The following is a 20,537-nucleotide window of genomic DNA, read 5'->3' as shown; positions in this document are numbered from 1 at the left end:
ATTGACCCTCTCTCCGACGCACTCGACGTGTCAAGTGGGTGGGACGGGCGTCTCAACATGTGAGCTGGCCAGGAGAGGGATGGAGCCGCCCGCGAGGACCGGCTGGGCGGCCGGGCTGCCGGGCACCGGGAACTCACCGCGGGCCAGGGCGCGGCGCAGCCGGTACTCGTCCAGGGGTCCGGAGAAGGCCATTCCCTGGCCGTGCGTACAGCCCATGGCGCGCAGGGCGAGAACCTGTTCGGGGACGTCGACACCGTCGGCCACGGACTGCATGCCGAGGTCGCAGGCGATCCGCAGCAGCCCGCTGGTGATCTTGTGCAGACGGGCGGACTCGACGACACCCTCCACCAGTCCGCGGTCCAGCTTCAGTACGTCGATGGGGAGCCGGCGCAGGGCGTTGATCGCGGCGTAACCGCTGCCGAATCCGTCGAGCGCGATGCGGACACCGAGACGCCGGAGGGCGACCAGGCGCTGTTCCAGCTCGTCGAAGGGGACCCGCGGGTCACTGTCGGCGACCTCGATCATCAGGGCCCCGGACGGCAGCCCGTACCGCGTCAGCAGTGCTTCGACCGAGCCGAACGGCATTCCCTTGTCCAGCAGCCTGCGGGCGGAGAGCCGTACGGCCACCGAGACCTGGTGGCCGGCCCTGGACCGGTCGGCGGCCTGCTCGACGGCCTCTTCGAGGAGCCAGCGGCCCAGTTCCGCGGTGCGGTCGCTGTCCTCGGCGACGCGGAGGAACTCGGCGGGCGTGAAGAGGATGCCCTGGGCGGAGCGCCAGCGGGCCTGGGCGGCGACGGCCGCGACGGTGCCGCTGGCCAGATGGACCACGGGCTGGTGCAGCAGCGCGAACTCGCCGTCCCGCAGGGCGGTGCGCAGCCGGGCGGCCAGCTCGGAGCGGCGCACCACCTCGGCCTGCATCTGCGGGGCGTACAGCTCGACGCGGTCCTTGCCGCCCGCCTTGGCGCGGTACATGGCCAGGTCGGCGTTGCGCATGAGGTCGTTGGGGGTGATGCCGGGCTCGGCGAAGGCGACGCCGATGGACGCGGTGACCCGGACCTCGCCGGCGCCGATGCGGTAGGGCTGGGAGAGCGTGAGGCGCAGCCGGTCGGCGATCTCGTGGACCTGGTACTCCCGGGCGCTCTGGTCGCGTCCGCCGTCGCCGACGATGAGGGCGGCGAACTCGTCCCCGCCGAGGCGGGCGGCGGTGTCACCGGACCGGACGGATTCCTGGAGGCGGCGGGCGGCCTGGATCAGGAGCTCGTCGCCCGCCTGGTGGCCGAGCCGGTCGTTGGCCGCCTTGAAGCCGTCCAGGTCGATGAAGAGCACGGCGGTTCCCGCGTCGCCCGCGCGCCGGCCGCCCAGCGCCCGGCGGACCCGGTCGGTGAAGAGCGCGCGGTTGGGCAGGTCGGTGAGCGGGTCGTGCTCCGCGTTGTGCTGTAACTGGGCCTGCAGCCGGACCCGTTCGGTCACGTCGCGGCTGTTGAGAATGAGGCCGCCCTGGTGGCGGTTGACGGTGGACTCGACGTTCAGCCATTCGCCGGTGCCGGAGCGGAAGCGGCACTCGATGCGTGTGGTGGGTTCCTCGCCGGGCGGGGCGGCGAGGAACTTCCGCACTTCGTGGACCACCCGGCCGAGGTCGTCGGGATGGATGATCGAGGAGAGCTCGGCGCCGACGAGGTCGTCCGCCTCGCGCCCGTAGACACCGGCGGCGGCGGGGCTGACGTAGCGGAGTATGCCGGTCGGGGCGGCGATCATGATGACGTCGCTGGAGCCCTGCACCAGGGAGCGGAAGTGGTTCTCCTTCTGGGCCAGTTCCTGGGTGAGGGCGATGTTGTCGACGAGCATGATGCCCTGCCGCACGACCAGGGCGAGCACCACCGCGCACCCGGTGAAGACCACGACCCGGTCCACCCGGCGGCCCTCGATGACGTTGTAGAGAATGCCCAGCGTGCAGACGGCGGCGGCCAGATACGGCGTGAGCGCGGCCAGCGAACCAGAGATGGGCCGGCTGGTGGTCCGGGACACCGGCCGGTCGGCGTCGTCCTCGTCACGGGCGACGCCCCAGGGGGCGTACGCGAGGAGCAGCGAACCGGCGAACCAGCCGGCGTCGAGCAACTGGCCGGACTGGTAGGTCTGGCGCAGCAGCGGCGAGGTGAACAGCGCGTCGCACAGGACGGTGAGGGCCAGGGCGGCGATGGCGGTGTTCACCGCGGCACGGTTGACGCTGGAGCGCCGGAAGTGCAGGGCGAGCACCATGGAGACCAGCACGATGTCGAGCAGCGGATAGGCCAGCGAGAGAGCCGCGCGGGCCACACTGGCGCCCTCGACGTCCGCCAGGTGCGCGGTGTGTGCGAGGGCGAGACTCCAGGAGAGCGTGAGGAGTGATCCGCCGATCAGCCAGGAGTCGAGAACCAGACAGACCCAGCCGGCCCGCGTGACGGGGCGTTTGGCGAGGACGAGCAGTCCGACGATGGCGGGCGGCGCGAAGCACAGGAAGAAGAGGTCGGCCAGGGAGAGGCTGGGCACCTCGACCTCGCGTACGCACTCGTACCAGCCCCAGACCGCGTTGCCCGCCGCGGCCATCAGGGAGGAGAGCGAGAACAGCAGCCAGGCCGGCCGGAACCTGTTGTCCGCCGAGCGTGCGTACAGGAAGCAGGAGACGGCGGCGATCAGGGCGGCCGCGCTCAGGCCGAAGTCCCCCATGAACACGGCGAGTCGCGGCGAGCCCCAGCCCACGGTCGCACCCACCCCGTATCCGGCGCAGACGAGCCCGATGAGGAGCCGCGGGATGATCGCGGGCGCCCGGCCGACGACAGGCCGACGGGCCAGGAATGCCGCGCGGGCGCTCGCCGGCGCGCTCACCGGGGTGCCCCCGACGGCGCCGAACGACCGTGGCGCCGGCGCACCGTCGGCAGCCGTCGGCCGCCCTGCCGTGTCGGATCGTTCACCCATCGGCCATACATCGCCCTCGCCCCCCTCGCGTGTGGCTTCCCGCCCTGCGCCGCCCCTGCCACGGCGCAGCCCCCCTTTCGGGACGATACACCAGACTCGTCACACAGGGACATAGTTCCTCTACTCTCCGTGACGACCTGCGCAGTTGTCGGCACGGAGAGGTACGCGACGTGCCCGTAGCGTGTTCAGCCGGTGGTGCGCACGATGTTGTGCACCTGCTCTCCCGCGGCGAAACGGCTGAGCTGTCCGGCCAGCAGCCGCTTGGCGCGTGGCAGGAACGCCGAGGTGCTGCCGCCGACATGCGGAGTGATGAGGACGTTCGGAGCATGCCAGAGGGGATGGCCGGAAGGGAGCGGTTCCGGGTCCGTGACGTCCAGGGCGGCACGCAGCCGGCCGGACTCGAGTTCGGACAACAGGGCCTTGGTGTCGACGACACCGCCGCGGGCCACGTTCACGAGCAGGGCCCCGTCCGGCATCGCGGCGAGGAAGTCCGCGCCGACCAGCCCCTGTGTGGAGGGGTTCAGCGGGGTGGACAGGATGACGACGTCGGCCTCGGGCAACAGCGCGGGCAGGTCGTCGAGTGTGTGTACGGGGCCGCGTGCGGTTGTCCGCGCGGAGCGCGCGACGCGCGCCACCCGCGCGCACTCGAAGGGCGCGAGCCGGTCCTCGATCGCGGATCCGATCGATCCGTAGCCGACGATCAGCACGGACTTGTCGGCGAGGGCGGGGTAGAAGCCGGACCGCCACTCCTCCTTGTCCTGGCCGTGCACGAACCCGGGGAACCCGCGCAGCGAGGCGAGGATCAGCGCGAGCGTCAGTTCGGCGGTGGAGGCCTCGTGGACCCCCTTGGCGTTGCAGAGACGTACGCCCGCGGGCAACAGCCCGAGGCCCGGCTCCACATGGTCGATGCCGGCGGAGAGCGTCTGCACGACCTGGACGCCGCTCATGCCGTCGAGCGGGCGGACCGCGACCGTCGGCCCCTTCATGTAGGGGACGACGTAGAAGGCGCAGTGGGCGGGGTCGGCGGGGAAGTCCGGTCCGCCGTCCCAGAATCGGTAGTCGAGGCCCTCGGGGAGTCCTTCGATCTCGTCGGCCTCGAAGGGCAGCCATACGTCGGTGACAGGGCCGGATCGCGTGGTGGAAGTCATGGTCAGGAGGCTATGCGAAGCCCGGCGGGGTGCAGAGGTTAGTTTTGGGGGTGCGGTGCGAGGGAGGGTTCGGGGAGTTGGAGCGCAGAAGTCTCGGTGCGGCGGCGCTCGCCGTGGGCGCCGTCGGTCTCGGCTGTATGCCGATGAGCTGGGCGTACAGCGCCTCGCGGCAACGTGGTGACGAGGCGTTGCGCGCGGTGCACGCGGCGCTCGACGCGGGGGTCGACCTGCTCGACACCGCCGACATGTACGGGCCGTTCACCAATGAGCTGCTGGTGGGGCGGGCGTTGAAGGGCCGCCGTGAGCAGGCCTTCCTGTCCACCAAGTGCGGTCTGCTGGTGGGTGATCAGCACATCGTGGCCAACGGCCGTCCCGGGTATGTGCGGCGGGCCTGCGACGCCTCGCTGCGGCGGCTGCAGACGGATGTGATCGATCTGTACCAACTCCACCGTGCCGACCCCGAGGTGCCCGTCGAGGAGACCTGGGGCGCGATGGCGGAACTGGTGACCGCGGGCAAGGTCCGGGCGCTCGGGCTCTGCGCGGTGGGGGCCAGGGCCGCTCGCCGACGGGGAGCGCGGACGTACGACGAAACGATCCGGCAGCTGGAGCGGGTCCAGCAGGTCTTTCCGGTGAGCGCCGTGCAGGCGGAGCTCTCCGTGTGGTCCCCGCAGGCCCTGGAGGCGTTGGTGCCGTGGTGCGCGGCCCGCGGCGTCGGGGTGCTGGCCGCGATGCCACTGGGCAGCGGCTATCTGACGGGCACGCTGACTCCGGGGCAGGGTTTCGAGCCGGAGGACCTGCGGGCCAGGCATCCGCGGTTCACCGCCGAGATGATGGCCGCGAACCAGCCGGTGCTGGTGGGGCTGCGGCGGATCGCGGAGCGGTACGGGGCGACACCGGCGCAGGTGGCGCTGGCCTGGGTACTGCGACAGGGACCCCAGATCGTGCCCGTACCCGGGACCAAGCAGGAGCGGTGGGCCGTCGAGAACGCGGGGGCGGCCGGGCTGGCGCTGAGCGACCGGGACCTCGACGAGATCGACCGGCTTCCGGCAGCGCGGGAGTCGTGGGACTGAGTCCCGGACACCGCCTCCGTGTGTGAAGTTTGATCGCCGAGCGAGAAAGTACCCGGGCTTCGGGAACCCCGGGCGCGACCGCGGTGTAAGAACAGGGGACAGGCGGTCGTCGAAGGGGTCGGTGCTGTGCGCGGTGCGAGGTTCGGATCTGGGCGGGAACCGTGGGGGCGTCGCGCGACGCCCCGGGGGAACGGCCGCGGGGCGCGGCGGGGCGCGGTGGCCGTGCTGACGGCCGGCGCCCTGATGTTCACCGCGGGGTGCTCCTCGCAGGAGGGTGCCGAGAGCACGGCGGGCCAGGGAGCGAGTTCACCGGCCGGTTCACCCGCGGCCCCGTCCGGCCGGGCCGCCTCGCCGTCCACGTCGCCGTCGGCCTCACGTCCCGCGGCCGGTCTGCCGCCCGCCAAGGGCTCGGTGAAGGTGGTGTCGACCCTCACGGAGGGTCTGGAATCGCCGTGGGGTCTCGCGGAGCTGCCGGACGGCGATCTGCTGGTGTCCTCGCGCGACAAGGGGACGATCACCCGGATCGACGCGAAGAGCGGCAAGAAGACGCTGCTCGGCACCGTGCCCGGGGTGGCGGCGGCGGGCGAGGGCGGGCTGCTCGGCCTCGCCGTCTCCCCCGACTACGGCACGGACCACCTGGTGTACGCCTACTTCACCACCGCGTCGGACAACCGCATCGCCCGCATGCTCTACGACGAGGACGGGACGACCCCCGGTCAGCTGCTGGGCGCCCCCGACACGATTCTGCGGGGCATCCCCAAGGGGGCCATCCACAACGGCGGCCGGATCGCCTTCGGCCCGGACCGCATGCTGTACGCGGGCACGGGCGAGACGGGGGACGACGGCCGCGCGCAGGACAAGGAGTCGCTGGCCGGCAAGATCCTGCGGATGACTCCGGACGGCGAGCCGCTGCACGGCAATCCACAGGCCGACTCCGTGGTGTATTCGTACGGTCACCGCAATGTGCAGGGGCTGGCCTGGGACGGGCACAAGCAGCTGTGGGCGGCCGAGTTCGGCCAGGACACCTGGGACGAGCTGAACCGCATCGTGCCGGGCGGGAACTACGGCTGGCCGGAGGCCGAGGGCAAGGCGGGCGAGGCCGGGTTCCTTGATCCCGTGGCACAGTGGAAGACGTCGGAGGCGTCCCCGAGCGGCATCGCCTTCGTCAAGGGCTCGATCTGGATGGCCGGGCTGCGGGGTGAGCGGCTCTGGCGGATCCCGCTGTCCGGTACGGCGGACAAGGAACCTCTGGCGGCACCCCAGTCGTTCCTGGAAGGGAAGTACGGCCGTCTGCGCACCGTGCTCGCGGCGGGCGGCGACAAGCTCTGGCTCGTGACGAGCGAGACGGACTCACGTGGCACCCCGAAGCCGGGAGACGACAAGATCCTGGTGGTCGAGGTGCGGTAGGGCCTTTCGAGGAAAGGCCCTGGCGGCCACAGCAGGCGGAAGGGTGCGCAGCCCGTGTTCAACTTCTTCGAGGAACTCTTCGCACCCGGTCGCAAGCACACCGCCGAGGAGCAGAAGCGGCTGGAGCTGACCCGGGTGGATCTCGGTGTCGGCGACCCTGCACGCGGCCCCATCGACCTGACCTCGGGCAAGGTCGTGGTCCGCCGCCGTGACGAGGACGGCGACGGGGACCCCGGCAGGCCGGACGGGGACGGCGACGAGCCGGACGAGGGCGGCGGAAGCGGGGACGACGGGGCGGGCGCGGGCGGCGACGGTGACGGCGGCGACGGAGCCTGACCCGGCACGGCTCGCCCGGATCCGCCGCCCTCGCCTGCGCGGAACGGCGACTCACCCGCGGGGGCCGACCACATGTATCCGTGGCTCACCCACGGGGACTGACCACGTGTATCCGTGGCTCACCCGCGGGGAACGGCGACTGACCACGCGGAACAGCGGCCCACCCACACGAAACCGCGACCCCGCCCCCGCGAAACCGCGACCCCACCCGCACCGAACCGCAACCGACCACACGGAACAACGGCCGCCCGCGTCCAGCCGCCCGGACCGCGGCTCTACGCGTCCTTCGCCGTCCGGTACAGCCGCAGCCGGTGGGCGAGCGCGGCCGCCTCGCCGCGGCCCGTGACGCCGAGCTTGGCAAGGATGTTGGAGACGTGCACGCTCGCGGTCTTGGGCGAGATGTAGAGCTCCTCGGCGATTTTGCGGTTGGTGTGGCCGGCGGCCACGAGCCGGTGCACCTCCTGCTCGCGCGGGGTCAGCCCGAAGGACTCCACAGCGGCCGCGGCCGCGGCCCTGAGCTGTTCCTCCGGGTGGTCCTGGCCGCCCTGCCCGTCGCCGTGGTCCGGGACGATGACGGCCACCGCCATCTCCTCGCCCGAGCAGGGGCCGGTGAGGGTGATGCGGGCGCGGCCCGCCAGCAGCTCGATGGTCTCGGTCAGCGGGCGGGCCCCGAGCCGCCGGGCGGTGCCGTGGGCGTCGCGCAGCAGCGCGGTGGCCGCGGTCCGGTCGCCGGAGGCGATGAGGAGGGCCTCCGCCCAGCGATGGCGGATCTGCGCCAGTTCGTACGGCCGGTGCAGGGGTGCGAAGGCCTCGGCGGCGCGGGACCAGTGGTCCGGGGTGTCGAGGCCTTCGGCCCGGGCCAGTTCGGCGTCGATCAGCACCACGTGGGCCGCCCACACGGGGACGAGCGAGGGCAGCCGCTTGAGGTGGCCGCGGACGAGCGCGAGGATGCCCGGCCGGCCCGGCTCCGTGGCGGGCAGCCCCCGGGCATCGGCCTCCGCCGCCGCGACGACGTGCAACAGCGGAAAGGCGTACCGCTGGGTGCCGGGCGGGAAGCCCTGCTCCGCCTGGGCCTCGAAGGCGGCCCGCGCCTCGGGCAGCCTGCCCTGCTGCACGTCGATGGTGAGGGTGTGGCGGACTATGTTGATGAAGTGCTGCGGCTGAGGATCGCTGGATCCGAAGCTCCTGCGGGCCAGCGCCAGTTGCTGTTCGGCCTCGGCGAGGTCCCCGCGCGCCAGGGCCACTTCGGTACGCCGTGCGGCGACGAGGCCCTGGGACTTCCGGGACAGTGCCGTACGGGAGGCGGCCTCGGTGGTGGCCAGGGCCTCGTCCCAGCGGCCGAGCGAGAACAGCGACATCGCCTGGTTGGTGCGGACCCAGGACTCCATGTCCGCGACACCGCGGCTGTGGCAGACCTCGATGCCGTGGTCCGCGGCGGCCACCGCTTCCATGGACCGGCCCGTGCCTTCCAGGATGGAGGGCAGGTTGATGGACGCACGGCCCATGATGCCGACGACACCCAGTTCGTCGGCCCGGTCGCGCACCGCGTACATCTCGGCGATGCCCTCGTCGACCGATCCGGCATCGACGGTCAGCCAGCCGCGGGTCAGCCGTGCGTGCAGCTCGATGGACTCGTCGCCGACCAGCCGGGCGTACTCCACGGCCCGGTCGGCGGCGGCGAGCGTCCCGGCGCCGGGCCGGTGCAGGGCGCCCCAGCCGGCCACGCTCGTCAGGACGTCCGCGTGCACGGCCGACGGGGGCAGGCCGCGGACGAGCTCCTCCGCGGTGGCCAGTTCGTCCCAGCCGTCGCCCCGGGTGAGGTCCTGCACCAGGCGGGAGCGCTGGACCCAGAACCAGGCGGCGCGCAGAGCGTCGTCCCCGCTCTCCAGGACGCGCAGGGCCTTCTTGCAGAGGGCGAGCGCCCGTTCGCGCTCGCCGCCGAAGCGGGCGGCGACGGTGGCTTCGGCCAGCAGGTCGAGGTGGCTCAGCGGGGCGGATCCGTCGCGGCTGCCGCAGGCCGGGTAGACCTCGGCGTAGTCGATGGGCCGCAGAGTGGCGCGTATCGCGTCGGGGACGTCGTCCCACAGCTCCATCGCCCTCTCCAGCAGCCGCAGTTGTTCGGCGTAGGCGTTGCGGCGGCGGGCCTCGACCGAGGCCTTCAGTACGGCGGGCAGGGCCTTGGCCGGGTCGTGCGCCCCGTACCAGTAGCTGGCCAGGCGCGTGGCGCGCTCGCCGTCGCGGACCAGGGTGGGTTCGGCCTCCAGGGCCTGGGCGTAGCGGCGGTTGAGCCGGGAGCGTTCGCCGGGAAGGAGGTCGTCGCTGACGGCCTCGCGGACCAGTGAGTGCCGGAAGCGGTAGCCGTTGCCCTCCGGGGTGGTGAGCAGCAGATTGGCGCCGACGGCTCCGCGGAGGGCTTCGATGAGCTCGTCCTCGGCGAGGCCGGCGACGGCGGCGAGCAGTTCGTACTCGACCGCCGAGCCGCCTTCGGCGACGATGCGGGCGATCCTCTGGGCGTCGTCGGAGAGGGCCTCGACGCGGACGAGGAGGAGGTCGCGCAGGGAGCCGGGCAGCCCAGCGGCCCCGTCACCGCACTCCAGGCTGCAGGCGAGCTCCTCGACGAAGAACGCGTTTCCGTCGGAACGCTCGAATATCTCGTCCACCAGAGCGGGTTCGGGAGAGCCCGCGAGGATGCCGGCGAGCTGGCGGCGGACCTCGGCCCGGTTGAACCGGGCGAGCTCGATGCGGCGCACGGTGCGCAGCCGGTCCAGTTCGGCCAGCAGGGGGCGCAGCGGGTGACGGCGGTGGATGTCGTCGGCGCGGTAGGTGCCGACCACGACGAGGTGGCCGCTGCGCAGCGTACGGAAGAGGTAGGCGAGCAGGTGCCTGGTGGAGGAGTCGGCCCAGTGCAGGTCCTCCAGGACGAGCACGACGGTGCGGTCCGCGGAGATGCGCTCCAGCAGCCTGGCGGTGAGTTCGAAGAGGCGGGCGGTGCCGTGTTCGTCGGCCGCCTCCCGGCCGGCCTCGCCGAGTTCCGGAAGGAGCCGGGCCAGCTCGCTCTCCTGGCCGGCGCAGGCCTCCGCCATTTCCGCGGGCAGGATGCGGTGCAGGGCGCGCAGGGCGGTGGAGAACGGGGCGTAGGGCAGGCCGTCGGCTCCGATCTCGACGCAGCCGCCGACCGCGACGACGGCCGAGCGGCGGACCGCCACCGCAAGGAACTCCTCGACCAGACGGGTCTTGCCGACGCCCGCCTCGCCGCCGATGAGGAGCGCCTGCGGCTCGCCGCCGCCACCGCCCGACGGGGCGGTGGCGGCGGTGGCGCGGGCGAGTGCGTCGGTGAGCGCGGTGAGTTCACCTGCGCGGCCGACGAACACGGGACTGACGGACCTGGTCTCCACGTCGCCGAGCATCGCACACACGGACGACAACGCGGAGCCGGGAAGCCGGGCCGTCATGGTCGCCGGCCCTTACGCGGCGTGCGCGAACCGCTCCCGGTCCCCGTCCGCACTCACCGTCCTCCCGCGTTCCTGGCGTACGGAGCCGCGGGCCGCCGCCTTGCGGGCGCGGCGGGCCTCCCTTACGAGTCGTTCGTCGGCGGCGCGGCGGACGAACTCGGCTGCCCTGATCTTGTGGAGTTCCAGCTCGTACATGTGATTCCCCCTGGGGACCGGCCCGTTGGGCCTCGGTGGCGGCAGTGCTTCTGCCGTGCCACCACTGTCGTCCCCCAGGGGGCGGTGCCGCATCGGGCGAGTTCCGCATCTGTGGCGGCCGGGGGCCTTAGGGAGGGGCCTACGCCACCGCATGGACCCGCCCGGGGTACTCACGGGTGCCTTAGGCCGCGCCGCCCGGCGGCGTACCGGGTCCTCAGGCCCTTCGTTCGGATCGGGCCGGATCCCGGCATGAGCCGAACGAAAGACCCTGACCAGTGCCGCGGCTCTGGTGCCGCGGCAGACACGGTTCGCCCCGTCGCGACGCCCGGCACGCACTCTCGCCGCACCGGCCGACAGCCCGAGTACGTCCCGTACGAGGACTTCCGGCACGAACACCGAGAGCACGCACCGGACGCCGCTCCTTACCGGGCGGACCTCGGCTGACGCGGCACTAGCCCGCGGTCGCCGGAGCCGTCGGCAGGGCGACGATGAGGTCGAAGTACATGCACACGGCGATCAGTACGCCCAGCGCGCCGAGGGCGATTCCGCCCTTGGCGACCGCACGGATCCAGCCCGGCTGCGGGATTGCGGACGGGGCGCCGAAAGCGGGCCGGACCAGGACGTAGACGCCGACGAGCAGTGCGAGCAGGCCGAAGAGGCCGTTGACCAGCGCGGTGGCGTGCCACGCGTCACCGTAGATCTCGGAGATCTGCTGGGCGGCCGTGGCGCCGGACGCGGTTTTGAACTGCCCGATCAGCGTCTCGCGCTCGGCCGCGACCCGGCCGCTCCAGGCGCCGCTGAGGGAGACGATGCCGAGCCCGACGGAGACGACGGCCGCGGCGGCGGTGCCGAGGCCGGAGGACTCCTTGTGGGACTCGTCGTCGTCCGGGTCGAGGTCGGCGTCCAGGTCCTGGTCCGCGTCGAGGTCCTGGTCGAGGTCCCGGTCCGTCTTGTCGAGCCGCGGTGCGGCTCCCTCGGCCACGGCGTCGGTGACGGCGGCGTCGGCCACGACCTTCTCCTTGGTGTTCTCGGCTGCCCTCGTCTCGTCGTCGCCCTCGGCGACGGGGTCGGTGGGAGTGGTGGGGGTCGTGGGGGTCGTGGAGTTCATCTGCCGCACGCTAGGCGGGGCAGATGAGAACCCTCTTAACGCCCCGTCCGTGCCGGGCGCCACCGGGCCGCGGACCGGATTCCGCGCCGGTCAGCGGACGCGCTGCGCGCCCGCTGCGACCTCTTCGCTGCCGGCCTCGCCCGCGTACGCCGCCGGGATCCTCGCTCGCGACGCCTCGCGGTCGGGCGGTTCGATGCTGATGCGCGGCAGCCGCCGGTCCAGCCAGCCGGGCAGCCACCAGTTCGCTCCGCCCAGCAGGTGCATGAGGGCGGGGACCAACAGCGTACGCAGGACGAAGGCGTCCAGGGCCACGGCCGCGGCGAGCGCGATGCCGAACATGGCGATGACCCGGTCGCCGCTGAGCACGAAGGCGAGGAAGACCGAGATCATGATCACGGCGGCCGAGTTGATGACCCGGCTGGTCTCGGCCAGGCCGACCCTGACCGCCCGCCGGTTGTCGCGGGTCTCCAGCCATTCCTCGTACATCCGGCCGACCAGGAAGACCTGGTAGTCCATGGAGAGGCCGAACAGCACGGAGACCATGATCACCGGCAGGAACGGCTCGATGGGCCCCGCGCTGCCCAGCCCCAGCAGCTCGCTCCCCCAGCCCCACTGGAAGATCGCGACGACGACACCGAAGGAGGAGGCCACCGCCGCCACGTTCATCGCCGCGGCCTTCAGCGGGATGCCGACCGACCTGAAGGCCATCAGCAGGAGCAGACAGCCGAGTCCCACGACGACACCGATGAAGAGCGGGAGCTTGCCGATGATGATCTGCGCGAAGTCGTCGTAGCTGGCCGTCACACCGCCCACATGGGTTTCGAGCGAGGTGTTCTCGGACGCCTTCGGCAGGACGTCCGTCCGCAGCCGCTCGACGAGCTCGCTGGTCTGCCGCGACTGCGGTTCCGAGTCCGGGACGACGGTGACGTACGCGGTGTCGCCACTGGAGTTGTACGTCACCGGGTAGGCCCAGGCCACCCCGTCGGTGGCGCGCAGCGTCGCGGGCAGGGTGCTCATCGCGAGCCGGTCGTCGGCGCCGTCCAGATGCGCGGCGACGGTCAGCGGGCCGTTGACCCCGGGGCCGAAGCCGTCGGCGAGCAGGTCGTACGCCTGCCGGGTGGTCGAGGACCGCGCGTTGTTGCCCTGGTCGGCGCTGCCCAGGTGGAGCGAGAAGGTGGGGAGCGCGAGGACCAGCATGACGACGGCGGCGAGAGCGCCGAGCAGTTTGGGGTGCTGCTCCACGAAGGCGGACCAGCGGGCGGCGAAGCCGGTGGCCGGCTCCGGCTGCGGACCGTGCTCGGCCAGCCGCCGGCGCTCGCGCCGGTTGAGCGCGCGCATGCCGATGAGGGACAGCAGGGCGGGCAGCAGGGTCACGGAGGCGATCACGGTCAGGACGACGGTGAGCGAGGCGGCGATGGCGACGCCGTTGAGGAAGCTCAGCCGCAGGATCAGCATCCCCAGGAGCGCGATGCAGACGGTGGCCCCGGCGAAGACGACGGCCCGCCCGGTCGTCGCGACCGCGTTCTGCGCCGCCTCGGGCACGGACATGCCGCGCCGCAGTCCTCTGCGGTGCCGGGTGACGATGAAGAGCGCGTAGTCGATCCCCACGCCGAGCCCGATGAGCATGCCCAGCATGGGGGCGAAGTCGGCGACGGTCATCAGGTGTCCGAGGAGCACGATGCCCGCGTATGCCGTGCCGACCGAGACGAGGGCGGTGGCGATGGGCAGCATGCTCGCGGCGAGCGAACCGAAGGCGAGGAAGAGCACGACGGCGGCGACGACCACCCCGACGGCCTCGCTGAGGTGTGCGCCCGGTGCCTCGGTGAGGGCTATGGCCGAGCCGCCCAGCTCGACCTGGAGGTGTTCGCCCTCGGCGGCCTTCGCGGTGTCCACGACGGCCCTGGCCTGCCCGGCCGGTACGTCGTCCGCCTGCCGGTCGAAGGTGACGGTGGCGTAGGCGGTGTGTCCGTCGGCACTGATCTGTCCGGATCCGGGGTCGGTGTACGGCCCGGTGACGGCGCCGACGCCGGGCAGCCGTTCCACGGCGTGCAGGGTGGCGGTCATCTTCTGGGTGACGTCGGCGGCCCGCACGGTGGAGTCGTCGGTGTGCCAGACGATGGTGTCGGTGTCACCGCCGAGATCCGTGAAACCGCCCTTGAGCAGCTCGGCCGCCTGCCCGGACTCGGTGCCCGGGGCCTCGTAGTCGTTGGAGTAGGCGGAACCCGCGAACCCCGCTGCGGCCGCCGTGCCGCCGAGGGCGAGCAGCCAGATGAGGACGGCGAGGAGGCGGTGCGTGACGCACCAGCGGGCGATGGCAGCCAAGGGACGTGCTCCCTGCGGGTTCGTGGTCTCCACGGAGGTTCGGCAGAACCGTCCGTGTGAGAACGCATGACCTTGAGAACCGTCACTCTTGCAGCCAACTGTGATCGTTTGTCCGTTTCGTGGCCTTACTCACAGGACTACGAGACGGTTCCGGTGCCCGACGGCACCCGCATACGCGCAGGGGCGGTGCACCGGCTTCTCACCGGGTGCACCGCCCCTGCGCGGTCGTACGGAACGGGCTCAGCCCTCGACGCCGAGCTTCTCCAGGATCAGCTCGCGCACGCGCGCCGCGTCCGCCTGGCCACGGGTGGCCTTCATGACGGCGCCGACGAGCGCACCGGCGGCCGCGACCTTGCCACCGCGGATCTTGTCCGCGATGGCGGCGTTGCCCGCGATGGCCTCGTCCACGGCCGTGGACAGCGCGCCCTCGTCGGAGACGACCTTCAGGCCGCGCTTCTCGACGACGGTGTCGGGGTCGCCCTCGCCCGCGAGGACACCCTCCAGGACCTGCCGGGCCAGCTTGTCGTTGAGGTCACCCTTGCCGACCAGCTCGGCGACCCGGGCGACCTGCGCCGGGCTGACACCCAGCTCGTCGAGGGCCCGGCCGGTCTCGTTGGCGTTCCGGGCGAGCTCGCCCATCCACCACTTGCGGGCCTGGTCCGACGGGGCGCCCGCCTCCGTCGTGGCGACGATGAGATCGACCGCACCGGCGTTGAGGATGGACTGCATGTCGTGCTCGGAGACACCCCACTCCTCCTTGAGCCGGGCGCGGCGCAGCCGCGGCAGCTCGGGAAGGCCCTTGCGGAGCTCCTCGACCCACTCCCGGGCCGGCGCGACCGGCACCAGGTCGGGCTCGGGGAAGTAGCGGTAGTCCTCGGCGTTGTCCTTGATGCGGCCGGCCGTGGTGGAGCCGTCCTCCTCGTGGAAGTGCCGGGTCTCCTGCACGATCGTGCCGCCCGAGTTCAGCACCGCGGCGTGGCGCTGGATCTCGAAGCGGGCGGCGCGCTCGACGGAACGCAGCGAGTTCACGTTCTTCGTCTCGGAGCGGGTCCCGAACTCCTCGCGGCCGTGCGGGCGCAGCGACAGGTTCACGTCGCAGCGCATCTGGCCCATCTCCATGCGGGCCTCCGAGACGCCGAGCGCCTTGATGAGCTCGCGGAGCTCGGCGACGTACGCCTTGGCGACCTCGGGGGCCCGTGCGCCCGCTCCCTCGATCGGCTTGGTGACGATCTCGATGAGCGGGATGCCCGCGCGGTTGTAGTCGAGCAGGGAGTGGGACGCGCCGTGGATACGGCCGGTGGCACCGCCGACGTGCGTCGACTTGCCGGTGTCCTCCTCCATGTGGGCGCGCTCGATCTGCACCCGGAAGATCTCCCCGTCCTCCAGCTGGACGTCCAGATAGCCGTCGAAGGCGATCGGCTCGTCGTACTGGGAGGTCTGGAAGTTCTTCGGCATGTCCGGATAGAAGTAGTTCTTCCGGGCGAAGCGGCACCACTCGGCGATCTCGCAGTTCAGCGCGAGGCCGATCTTGATGGCGGACTCGACGCCGATCTCGTTCACGACCGGCAGCGCGCCGGGCAGCCCGAGGCAGACCGGACAGGTCTGCGAGTTGGCGTCCTGCTTGAGCTCGGTCGAGCAGCCGCAGAACATCTTGGTCTTGGTGCCGAGCTCGACATGGACTTCGAGGCCCATGACGGGGTCGTACGTCGCGAGGGCGTCCTCGTACGACTCCAGGTCAATGACAGTCACTGAAACTTTCCCTCTCAGCCCAGCAGGACGTCGTCGTCGCCGAGACGCTTGAGCTCGCGGTAGAGGATCGCGAGTCCGGTCACGATCGCGGCGGCGGATACGGCGGCGTCGATCAGCCGCAGTGTGTCGTTGTCCTGGCGGGCCATCTTCACCTGCTTGAACACGCTGAGCGCGCCGAAGGCGGTAGTACCCATGGACACGTACGCGCCGGTCTTGGACTTCTTGAAGTTCTTGGCCTTCTTAGCCATTGCGCTCATAGCGACGGAGCCTCCTCAAGCAGCGGGTGTCCCCACTTTTCCACGAATGCGGCCTCGACGGCGGCTCCGACCTTGTACAGCCGGTCGTCCTTCATGGCGGGCGCGATGATCTGCAGCCCGACCGGGAGGCCGTCCTCCGGCGCCAGGCCGCAGGGCAGCGACATCGCGGCGTTGCCGGCCAGGTTGGTCGGAATGGTGCACAGGTCCGCGAGGTACATCGCCATCGGGTCGTCGGCGCGCTCGCCGATCGGGAAGGCGGTGGTGGGCGTCGTCGGCGAGACGATGACGTCGACCTGCTCGAAGGCCTTCTCGAAGTCCCGCGTGATCAGCGTGCGGACCTTCTGCGCCGAGCCGTAGTACGCGTCGTAGTAGCCGGAGCTCAGCGCGTACGTACCGAGGATGATGCGGCGCTTGACCTCGTCGCCGAAGCCGGCCTCGCGGGTGAGCGCGGTGACGTCCTCGGCGGACTTCGTGCCGTCGTCGCCGACCCGCAGGCCGTAGCGCATGGCGTCGAAGCGGGCGAGGTTCGAGGAACACTCGGACGGCGCGATGAGGTAGTACGCCGAAAGGCCGAGGTCGAAGGACGGGCAGTCCAGCTCGACGACGGTGGCGCCGAGCGACTTCAGCAGCTCGACGGACTCGTTGAAGCGCTGGACGACACCGGCCTGGTAGCCCTCGCCCGAAAACTGCTTGACGACGCCGACGCGCATGCCCTGTACGGAGCCGTTGCGCGCGGCCTCGACGACCGGCGGGACCGGTGCGTCGATGGACGTCGAGTCGAGCGGGTCGTGGCCGGCGATGGCCTCGTGCAGCAGGGCCGCGTCCAGGACCGTGCGGGCGCAGGGCCCGCCCTGGTCGAGGGAGGACGAGAAGGCCACCATGCCGTAGCGGGAGACGCCGCCGTAGGTGGGCTTGACGCCGACGGTGCCGGTGACGGCGGCGGGCTGGCGGATGGAACCGCCGGTGTCCGTGCCGATGGCGAGCGGGGCCTCGAACGACGCGAGGGCCGCCGAGGAGCCGCCTCCGGAGCCGCCCGGGATGCGGGTGAGGTCCCACGGGTTGCCGGTCGGGCCGTAGGCGCTGTTCTCGGTGGAGGACCCCATGGCGAACTCGTCCATGTTGGTCTTGCCGAGGATGACGACGTCCGCGGCCTTCAGCCGCTTGGTGACGGTCGCGTCGTACGGCGGGACCCAGCCTTCGAGGATCTTCGAGCCGACGGTGGTCGGCATGTCCTGGGTGGTGAAGATGTCCTTCAGCGCGAGCGGGACGCCGGCCAGCGGGCCCAGCTTCTCGCCGGCCGCCTTCTTGGCGTCGACGGCGCGGGCCTGCGCGAGCGCGCCCTCGCGGTCGATGTGCAGGAAGGCGTGGACCTTCTCGTCGACGGCTTCGATCCGGGCCAGGTGGGCCTCGGTGACCTCGACGGCCGTGAGCTCGCCCGAGGCGATCTTCTCGGCGATCTCGGCGGCGGTGAGCTTGATGATGGTGCTGATGTCCGTCACTTCTAGTCCTCCCCCAGAATCTGCGGCACCTTGAAACGCTGCTGCTCCTGGGCCGGAGCGCCGGAGAGCGCCTGCGCGGGGGTGAGCGACGGACGGACCTCGTCCGCCCGCATGACGTTGGTCAGCGGCAGCGGGTGGGAGGTCGGCGGTACGTCTTGGTCGGCGACCTCGGAGACGCGGGCGACCGCGCCGATGATGTCGTCGAGCTGACCGGCGAAGTGATCGAGCTCTTCGCCCTTCAGCTCCAGACGTGCCAGCCGGGCGAGGTGGGCGACCTCCTCGCGCGTGATGCCAGGCATGCAGCGATCCTCAGGGGTTGGTGTGGTTTCTGGCCGGTGGTCGGTGGCACATTTCCACCGTCCGTCCGAAGAACGGGCCGTGCGGTGTCCGGTGCGTGCGATCGCAGGGCGCCGGAGCGCCCTCGTGACAGAGCCACGTGGGCGTTTCGGCAACGCGGCGAGCGTGCGTGCCAGGCGTCGTACGGCAGGTGGAAATGTGCCACCGGCCCCCAATCCTATGGGGTCGCCCGGACCGGCTACGGCCACCTGTGGACGACCCGCCCCACGTCCGGGGACGGCGCAGGCGCCGGCACGATCGGGCCCGTCCGGCGATTGAGGGCAAAACGGTCACCGGGCGCGCCTGTGGCCGCCACGCCGCAGCCCGCGGCCCGGCGCCCCCGTTACGTCGTCGCGGGCCGCGAATCGACCGCCCGCCCGGACGGCCGCTGCTCGGGCTCGGGTGTCACCTGCCCGGCCGCGGCACCCGTACCCGCGGCTGCGGCGGCCGCCGCGGCCGCCGCCAGTTCCGCAGGCCGCCGCCAGCCGTGCTCGCCTCGCGCCCGCAGCCATGCGGTCGTCTCCTGGGGCGGCATCGCGGCCGCCACCAGCCATCCCTGGACCGCGTCGCAGCCCAGGTCCCGCAGCCGCTCCCACGTCTCGTCGTCCTCGACGCCCTCGGCGACGACCACCAGACCGAGCGAGTGGGCCAGGTCGATCGTGCAGCGGACGATCTCCGCGTCCTCGTGGTCGATGGCGAGCCGGGCCACGAACGACCGGTCGATCTTGAGCTCGCTGACCGGCAGCCTGCGCAGGTGGACCAGCGAGGAGTACCCCGTACCGAAGTCGTCCAGGGACATCTTGACGCCGTGTCCGGTCAGCCCCGCGAGGGTGTCCGCGGCCCGCTGCGGGTCCTCCAGCAGGACGTGTTCCGTTATCTCCAGCTGGAGGGCGCCGGCCGGGACGCCGTGCCGGGCCAGCCGGGCCGCGACGCCGCCCGCGAACCCCGGGGTGTGGACATCGCGCGGGGACACGTTGACCGCGACCGGGACGAACAGGCCCTGCGCCCGCCACCGGGCGACCTGGGCCAGCGCCGTCTCCAGGACGTACTCCGTGAGGTGCGGCATCAGCCCGGACGACTCCGCTATGGCGATGAACTCGTCCGGGGGCACTCTTCCCCGCTCCGGATGCACCCACCGGACCAGGGCCTCCAGACCGGCCACCTGACCGTCGAAGCGGACCTTCGGCTGGTAGTGCAGCTCCACCTCGCCGGCGTCCAGCGCACGCCGCAGGTCGCCGAGGAGGCCGAGTCGGTCCGGGGTGTTGCTGTCGCGCTTCGACTCGTACACCTCCACGCCCGTCCGGTCGCGCTTGGCCTGGTACATCGCCACGTCCGCCCGCCGGAGCAGGCCCTCCGCGTCCAGTGCGTGGTCGGGGTGGACGGCGACTCCGGCGCTGGCCTCCAGGACCAGCGTGAGTCCGTCGAGGTCCAGCGGGGAGGAGAGCTCGGCGACCAGATGGCGGGCGACGCGCTGGGTGCTGGTGGTGGAGTCCGCCGTCGGCAGCAGGACGGCGAACTCGTCACCGCCGAGCCGGGCCGCCTCCGCCCCCCTCGGCAGCGCGAGGCGCAGCCGGTCCGCTATCTGCAGCAGGAGCCGGTCCCCGGCGAGATGGCCGAGGGTGTCGTTGACCGCCCGGAAGCGGTCGAGGTCGATCAGGACGAGACCGACCCGGCTGCCGAGGCTCTCGGCCTCCTCCAGCGCCGTCCAGGTCCGCTCCAGCAGCCACTGCCGGTTGGGCAGCCCGGTCAGCGGGTCCCGCAGCTGTTCCTCCGCCCTGGCGCGGGCGATCCACAGCGTGGAGTCCAGCGCGATCAGCGGGACCGCGAAGAGCGGCAGCAGGACGGGCATCGCCATCGCGACGACGCAGATCAGCGGCGCGATGCCGAGGAGCGCCACGGCGACGAGTCCCTGCCGCAGCAGCGCGGTGCGGGCCACCGTCGGCAGGCCGCCGCCCTGCGGCGACCGGGCGTACCACAGCAGTACCCGGGTGACGAGCAGATACGTGGAGGCGGCGAGCAGGACCTCCGGGACGGCGTCGATGCCCCAGTCGAGTGGCTGCCAGGGCGACTCGACGGTCTGCACCTCACCGAACGCCGCCAGGACCAGGGCCGCGGCGCCCACGCCCAGGATGTCCACCGCCCCGTGCAGCAGCCCCTGCCACCAGCGGTGCCTGCGGGCCACGCCGACGAGCACGACGACGACCAGGCTGACCAGGCCCGCGGGCACCCAGCCGTAGAGGAGGAGGACGGCGAGGGTGAGGGCGGCCCCGGAGCCCGTGCCGCCCCACCAGCGGTCGCGGCCGAGCGCGACCAGGTGACCGACGACGATCCCGGTCAGGACGGCCAGCGACCAGCCGGCCCGCCCGTCCGGGAAGAGGGCGTGCCCGCTGCTCACGGTCCGGTAGAAACCGGTCGCCAGCTGCACCGTGGCGAGAGCCACGACGACGGCACCCACTTTGGGCGTGAGGCCGGTGAAACCTTGCAGCCGCGACACCGGTGCGGCGTTCTCGGTCGGTTTCATTCCGTCCCTCTCACAGCCGGCGGTGCCGATGTCACCCGATGGTTCCGTTCCGTGCCACCCCGCCCCGTCCCGTGCGGTGACCGGGTGCCGCGGGCGCGTCTCCCAACAGTAGGCCGCGGAAGGGGTCCACGGGCAGCGGTCTGCCGCTCTTGCCCGAATGCGAACCGACCACCCGTCAGCATCTG

The 20,537-nt window shown here is 72.0% G+C and carries 14 protein-coding genes; 3 read left to right on the top strand and 11 right to left on the bottom strand.

From position 1 onward, the window contains the following. Positions 1–30: 30 nt before the first annotated feature. Positions 31–2,862, bottom strand: a complete 2,832-nt coding sequence (locus tag ACIQMX_RS29110) for a putative bifunctional diguanylate cyclase/phosphodiesterase (RefSeq protein WP_402482806.1) — start codon at positions 2,860–2,862, stop codon at positions 31–33. A gap of 275 nt (positions 2,863–3,137) precedes the next feature. Next, positions 3,138–4,100, bottom strand: a complete 963-nt coding sequence (locus tag ACIQMX_RS29105) for a 2-hydroxyacid dehydrogenase (protein ID WP_363067852.1) — start codon at positions 4,098–4,100, stop codon at positions 3,138–3,140. 113 nt (positions 4,101–4,213) lie between these two features. Here ACIQMX_RS29105 and ACIQMX_RS29100 point away from each other — a divergent pair, with 113 nt between their 5' ends. The 3 genes from ACIQMX_RS29100 (at position 4,214) to ACIQMX_RS29090 (ending at position 6,913) form a co-directional block, all read left to right on the top strand. Continuing rightward, positions 4,214–5,170 (top strand): aldo/keto reductase, encoded by a 957-nt coding sequence (locus ACIQMX_RS29100; RefSeq protein WP_363067998.1) that lies wholly within the window; start codon positions 4,214–4,216, stop codon positions 5,168–5,170. Between the two features lie 216 nt (positions 5,171–5,386). Beyond that, positions 5,387–6,577, top strand: a complete 1,191-nt coding sequence (locus tag ACIQMX_RS29095) for a PQQ-dependent sugar dehydrogenase (RefSeq protein WP_402482488.1) — start codon at positions 5,387–5,389, stop codon at positions 6,575–6,577. Positions 6,578–6,631: 54 nt separating this feature from the next. Next, positions 6,632–6,913, top strand: coding sequence for a DUF6191 domain-containing protein (locus tag ACIQMX_RS29090; RefSeq protein WP_363067856.1), 282 nt, complete (start codon positions 6,632–6,634; stop codon positions 6,911–6,913). Positions 6,914–7,188: 275 nt separating this feature from the next. On the opposite strand, the gene ACIQMX_RS29085 is transcribed toward ACIQMX_RS29090, so the two are convergent. The 9 genes from ACIQMX_RS29085 to ACIQMX_RS29045 all read right to left on the bottom strand — a co-directional run bounded on the left by ACIQMX_RS29085 (position 7,189) and on the right by ACIQMX_RS29045 (position 20,352). Then, on the bottom strand, positions 7,189–10,320 hold the full coding sequence (locus tag ACIQMX_RS29085; RefSeq protein WP_402482803.1) for an AAA family ATPase: 3,132 nt from the start codon (positions 10,318–10,320) through the stop codon (positions 7,189–7,191). A 57-nt stretch (positions 10,321–10,377) separates the two neighbouring features. After that, positions 10,378–10,560, bottom strand: coding sequence for a hypothetical protein (locus ACIQMX_RS29080; RefSeq protein ID WP_363067858.1), 183 nt, complete (start codon positions 10,558–10,560; stop codon positions 10,378–10,380). Between the two features lie 451 nt (positions 10,561–11,011). After that, positions 11,012–11,668 carry a hypothetical protein gene (locus tag ACIQMX_RS29075; RefSeq protein WP_402482485.1) on the bottom strand — a complete coding sequence of 219 codons (657 nt, stop codon included), beginning with the start codon at positions 11,666–11,668 and terminating at the stop codon, positions 11,012–11,014. Positions 11,669–11,758: 90 nt separating this feature from the next. Beyond that, positions 11,759–13,990 (bottom strand): MMPL family transporter, encoded by a 2,232-nt coding sequence (locus tag ACIQMX_RS29070; protein ID WP_402482482.1) that lies wholly within the window; start codon positions 13,988–13,990, stop codon positions 11,759–11,761. Positions 13,991–14,230: 240 nt separating this feature from the next. Further along, positions 14,231–15,739 carry an Asp-tRNA(Asn)/Glu-tRNA(Gln) amidotransferase subunit GatB gene (gene gatB / locus ACIQMX_RS29065; RefSeq protein WP_363067864.1) on the bottom strand — a complete coding sequence of 503 codons (1,509 nt, stop codon included), beginning with the start codon at positions 15,737–15,739 and terminating at the stop codon, positions 14,231–14,233. 14 nt (positions 15,740–15,753) lie between these two features. Beyond that, complete coding sequence (locus ACIQMX_RS29060; RefSeq protein WP_148020961.1) at positions 15,754–15,996, bottom strand: hypothetical protein; 243 nt, start codon at positions 15,994–15,996, stop codon at positions 15,754–15,756. Beyond that, positions 15,993–17,495 (bottom strand): Asp-tRNA(Asn)/Glu-tRNA(Gln) amidotransferase subunit GatA, encoded by a 1,503-nt coding sequence (gatA, locus tag ACIQMX_RS29055; protein ID WP_363067866.1) that lies wholly within the window; start codon positions 17,493–17,495, stop codon positions 15,993–15,995. Before gatA ends, ACIQMX_RS29060 begins: the two co-directional genes overlap by 4 nt. A 2-nt stretch (positions 17,496–17,497) precedes the next feature. Then, on the bottom strand, positions 17,498–17,794 hold the full coding sequence (gatC, locus tag ACIQMX_RS29050; protein WP_003966094.1) for an Asp-tRNA(Asn)/Glu-tRNA(Gln) amidotransferase subunit GatC: 297 nt from the start codon (positions 17,792–17,794) through the stop codon (positions 17,498–17,500). A 380-nt stretch (positions 17,795–18,174) separates the two neighbouring features. Continuing rightward, positions 18,175–20,352, bottom strand: coding sequence for a bifunctional diguanylate cyclase/phosphodiesterase (locus ACIQMX_RS29045; protein WP_363067868.1), 2,178 nt, complete (start codon positions 20,350–20,352; stop codon positions 18,175–18,177). Between the last annotated feature and the right edge of the window lie 185 nt (positions 20,353–20,537).

This window comes from Streptomyces sp. NPDC091416 (assembly GCF_044756845.1).
Taxonomy (GTDB): domain Bacteria; phylum Actinomycetota; class Actinomycetes; order Streptomycetales; family Streptomycetaceae; genus Streptomyces.
The sequence above is the reverse complement of the archived record's forward strand: the minus strand, read 5'-3'. Positions and strand labels throughout refer to the sequence as shown.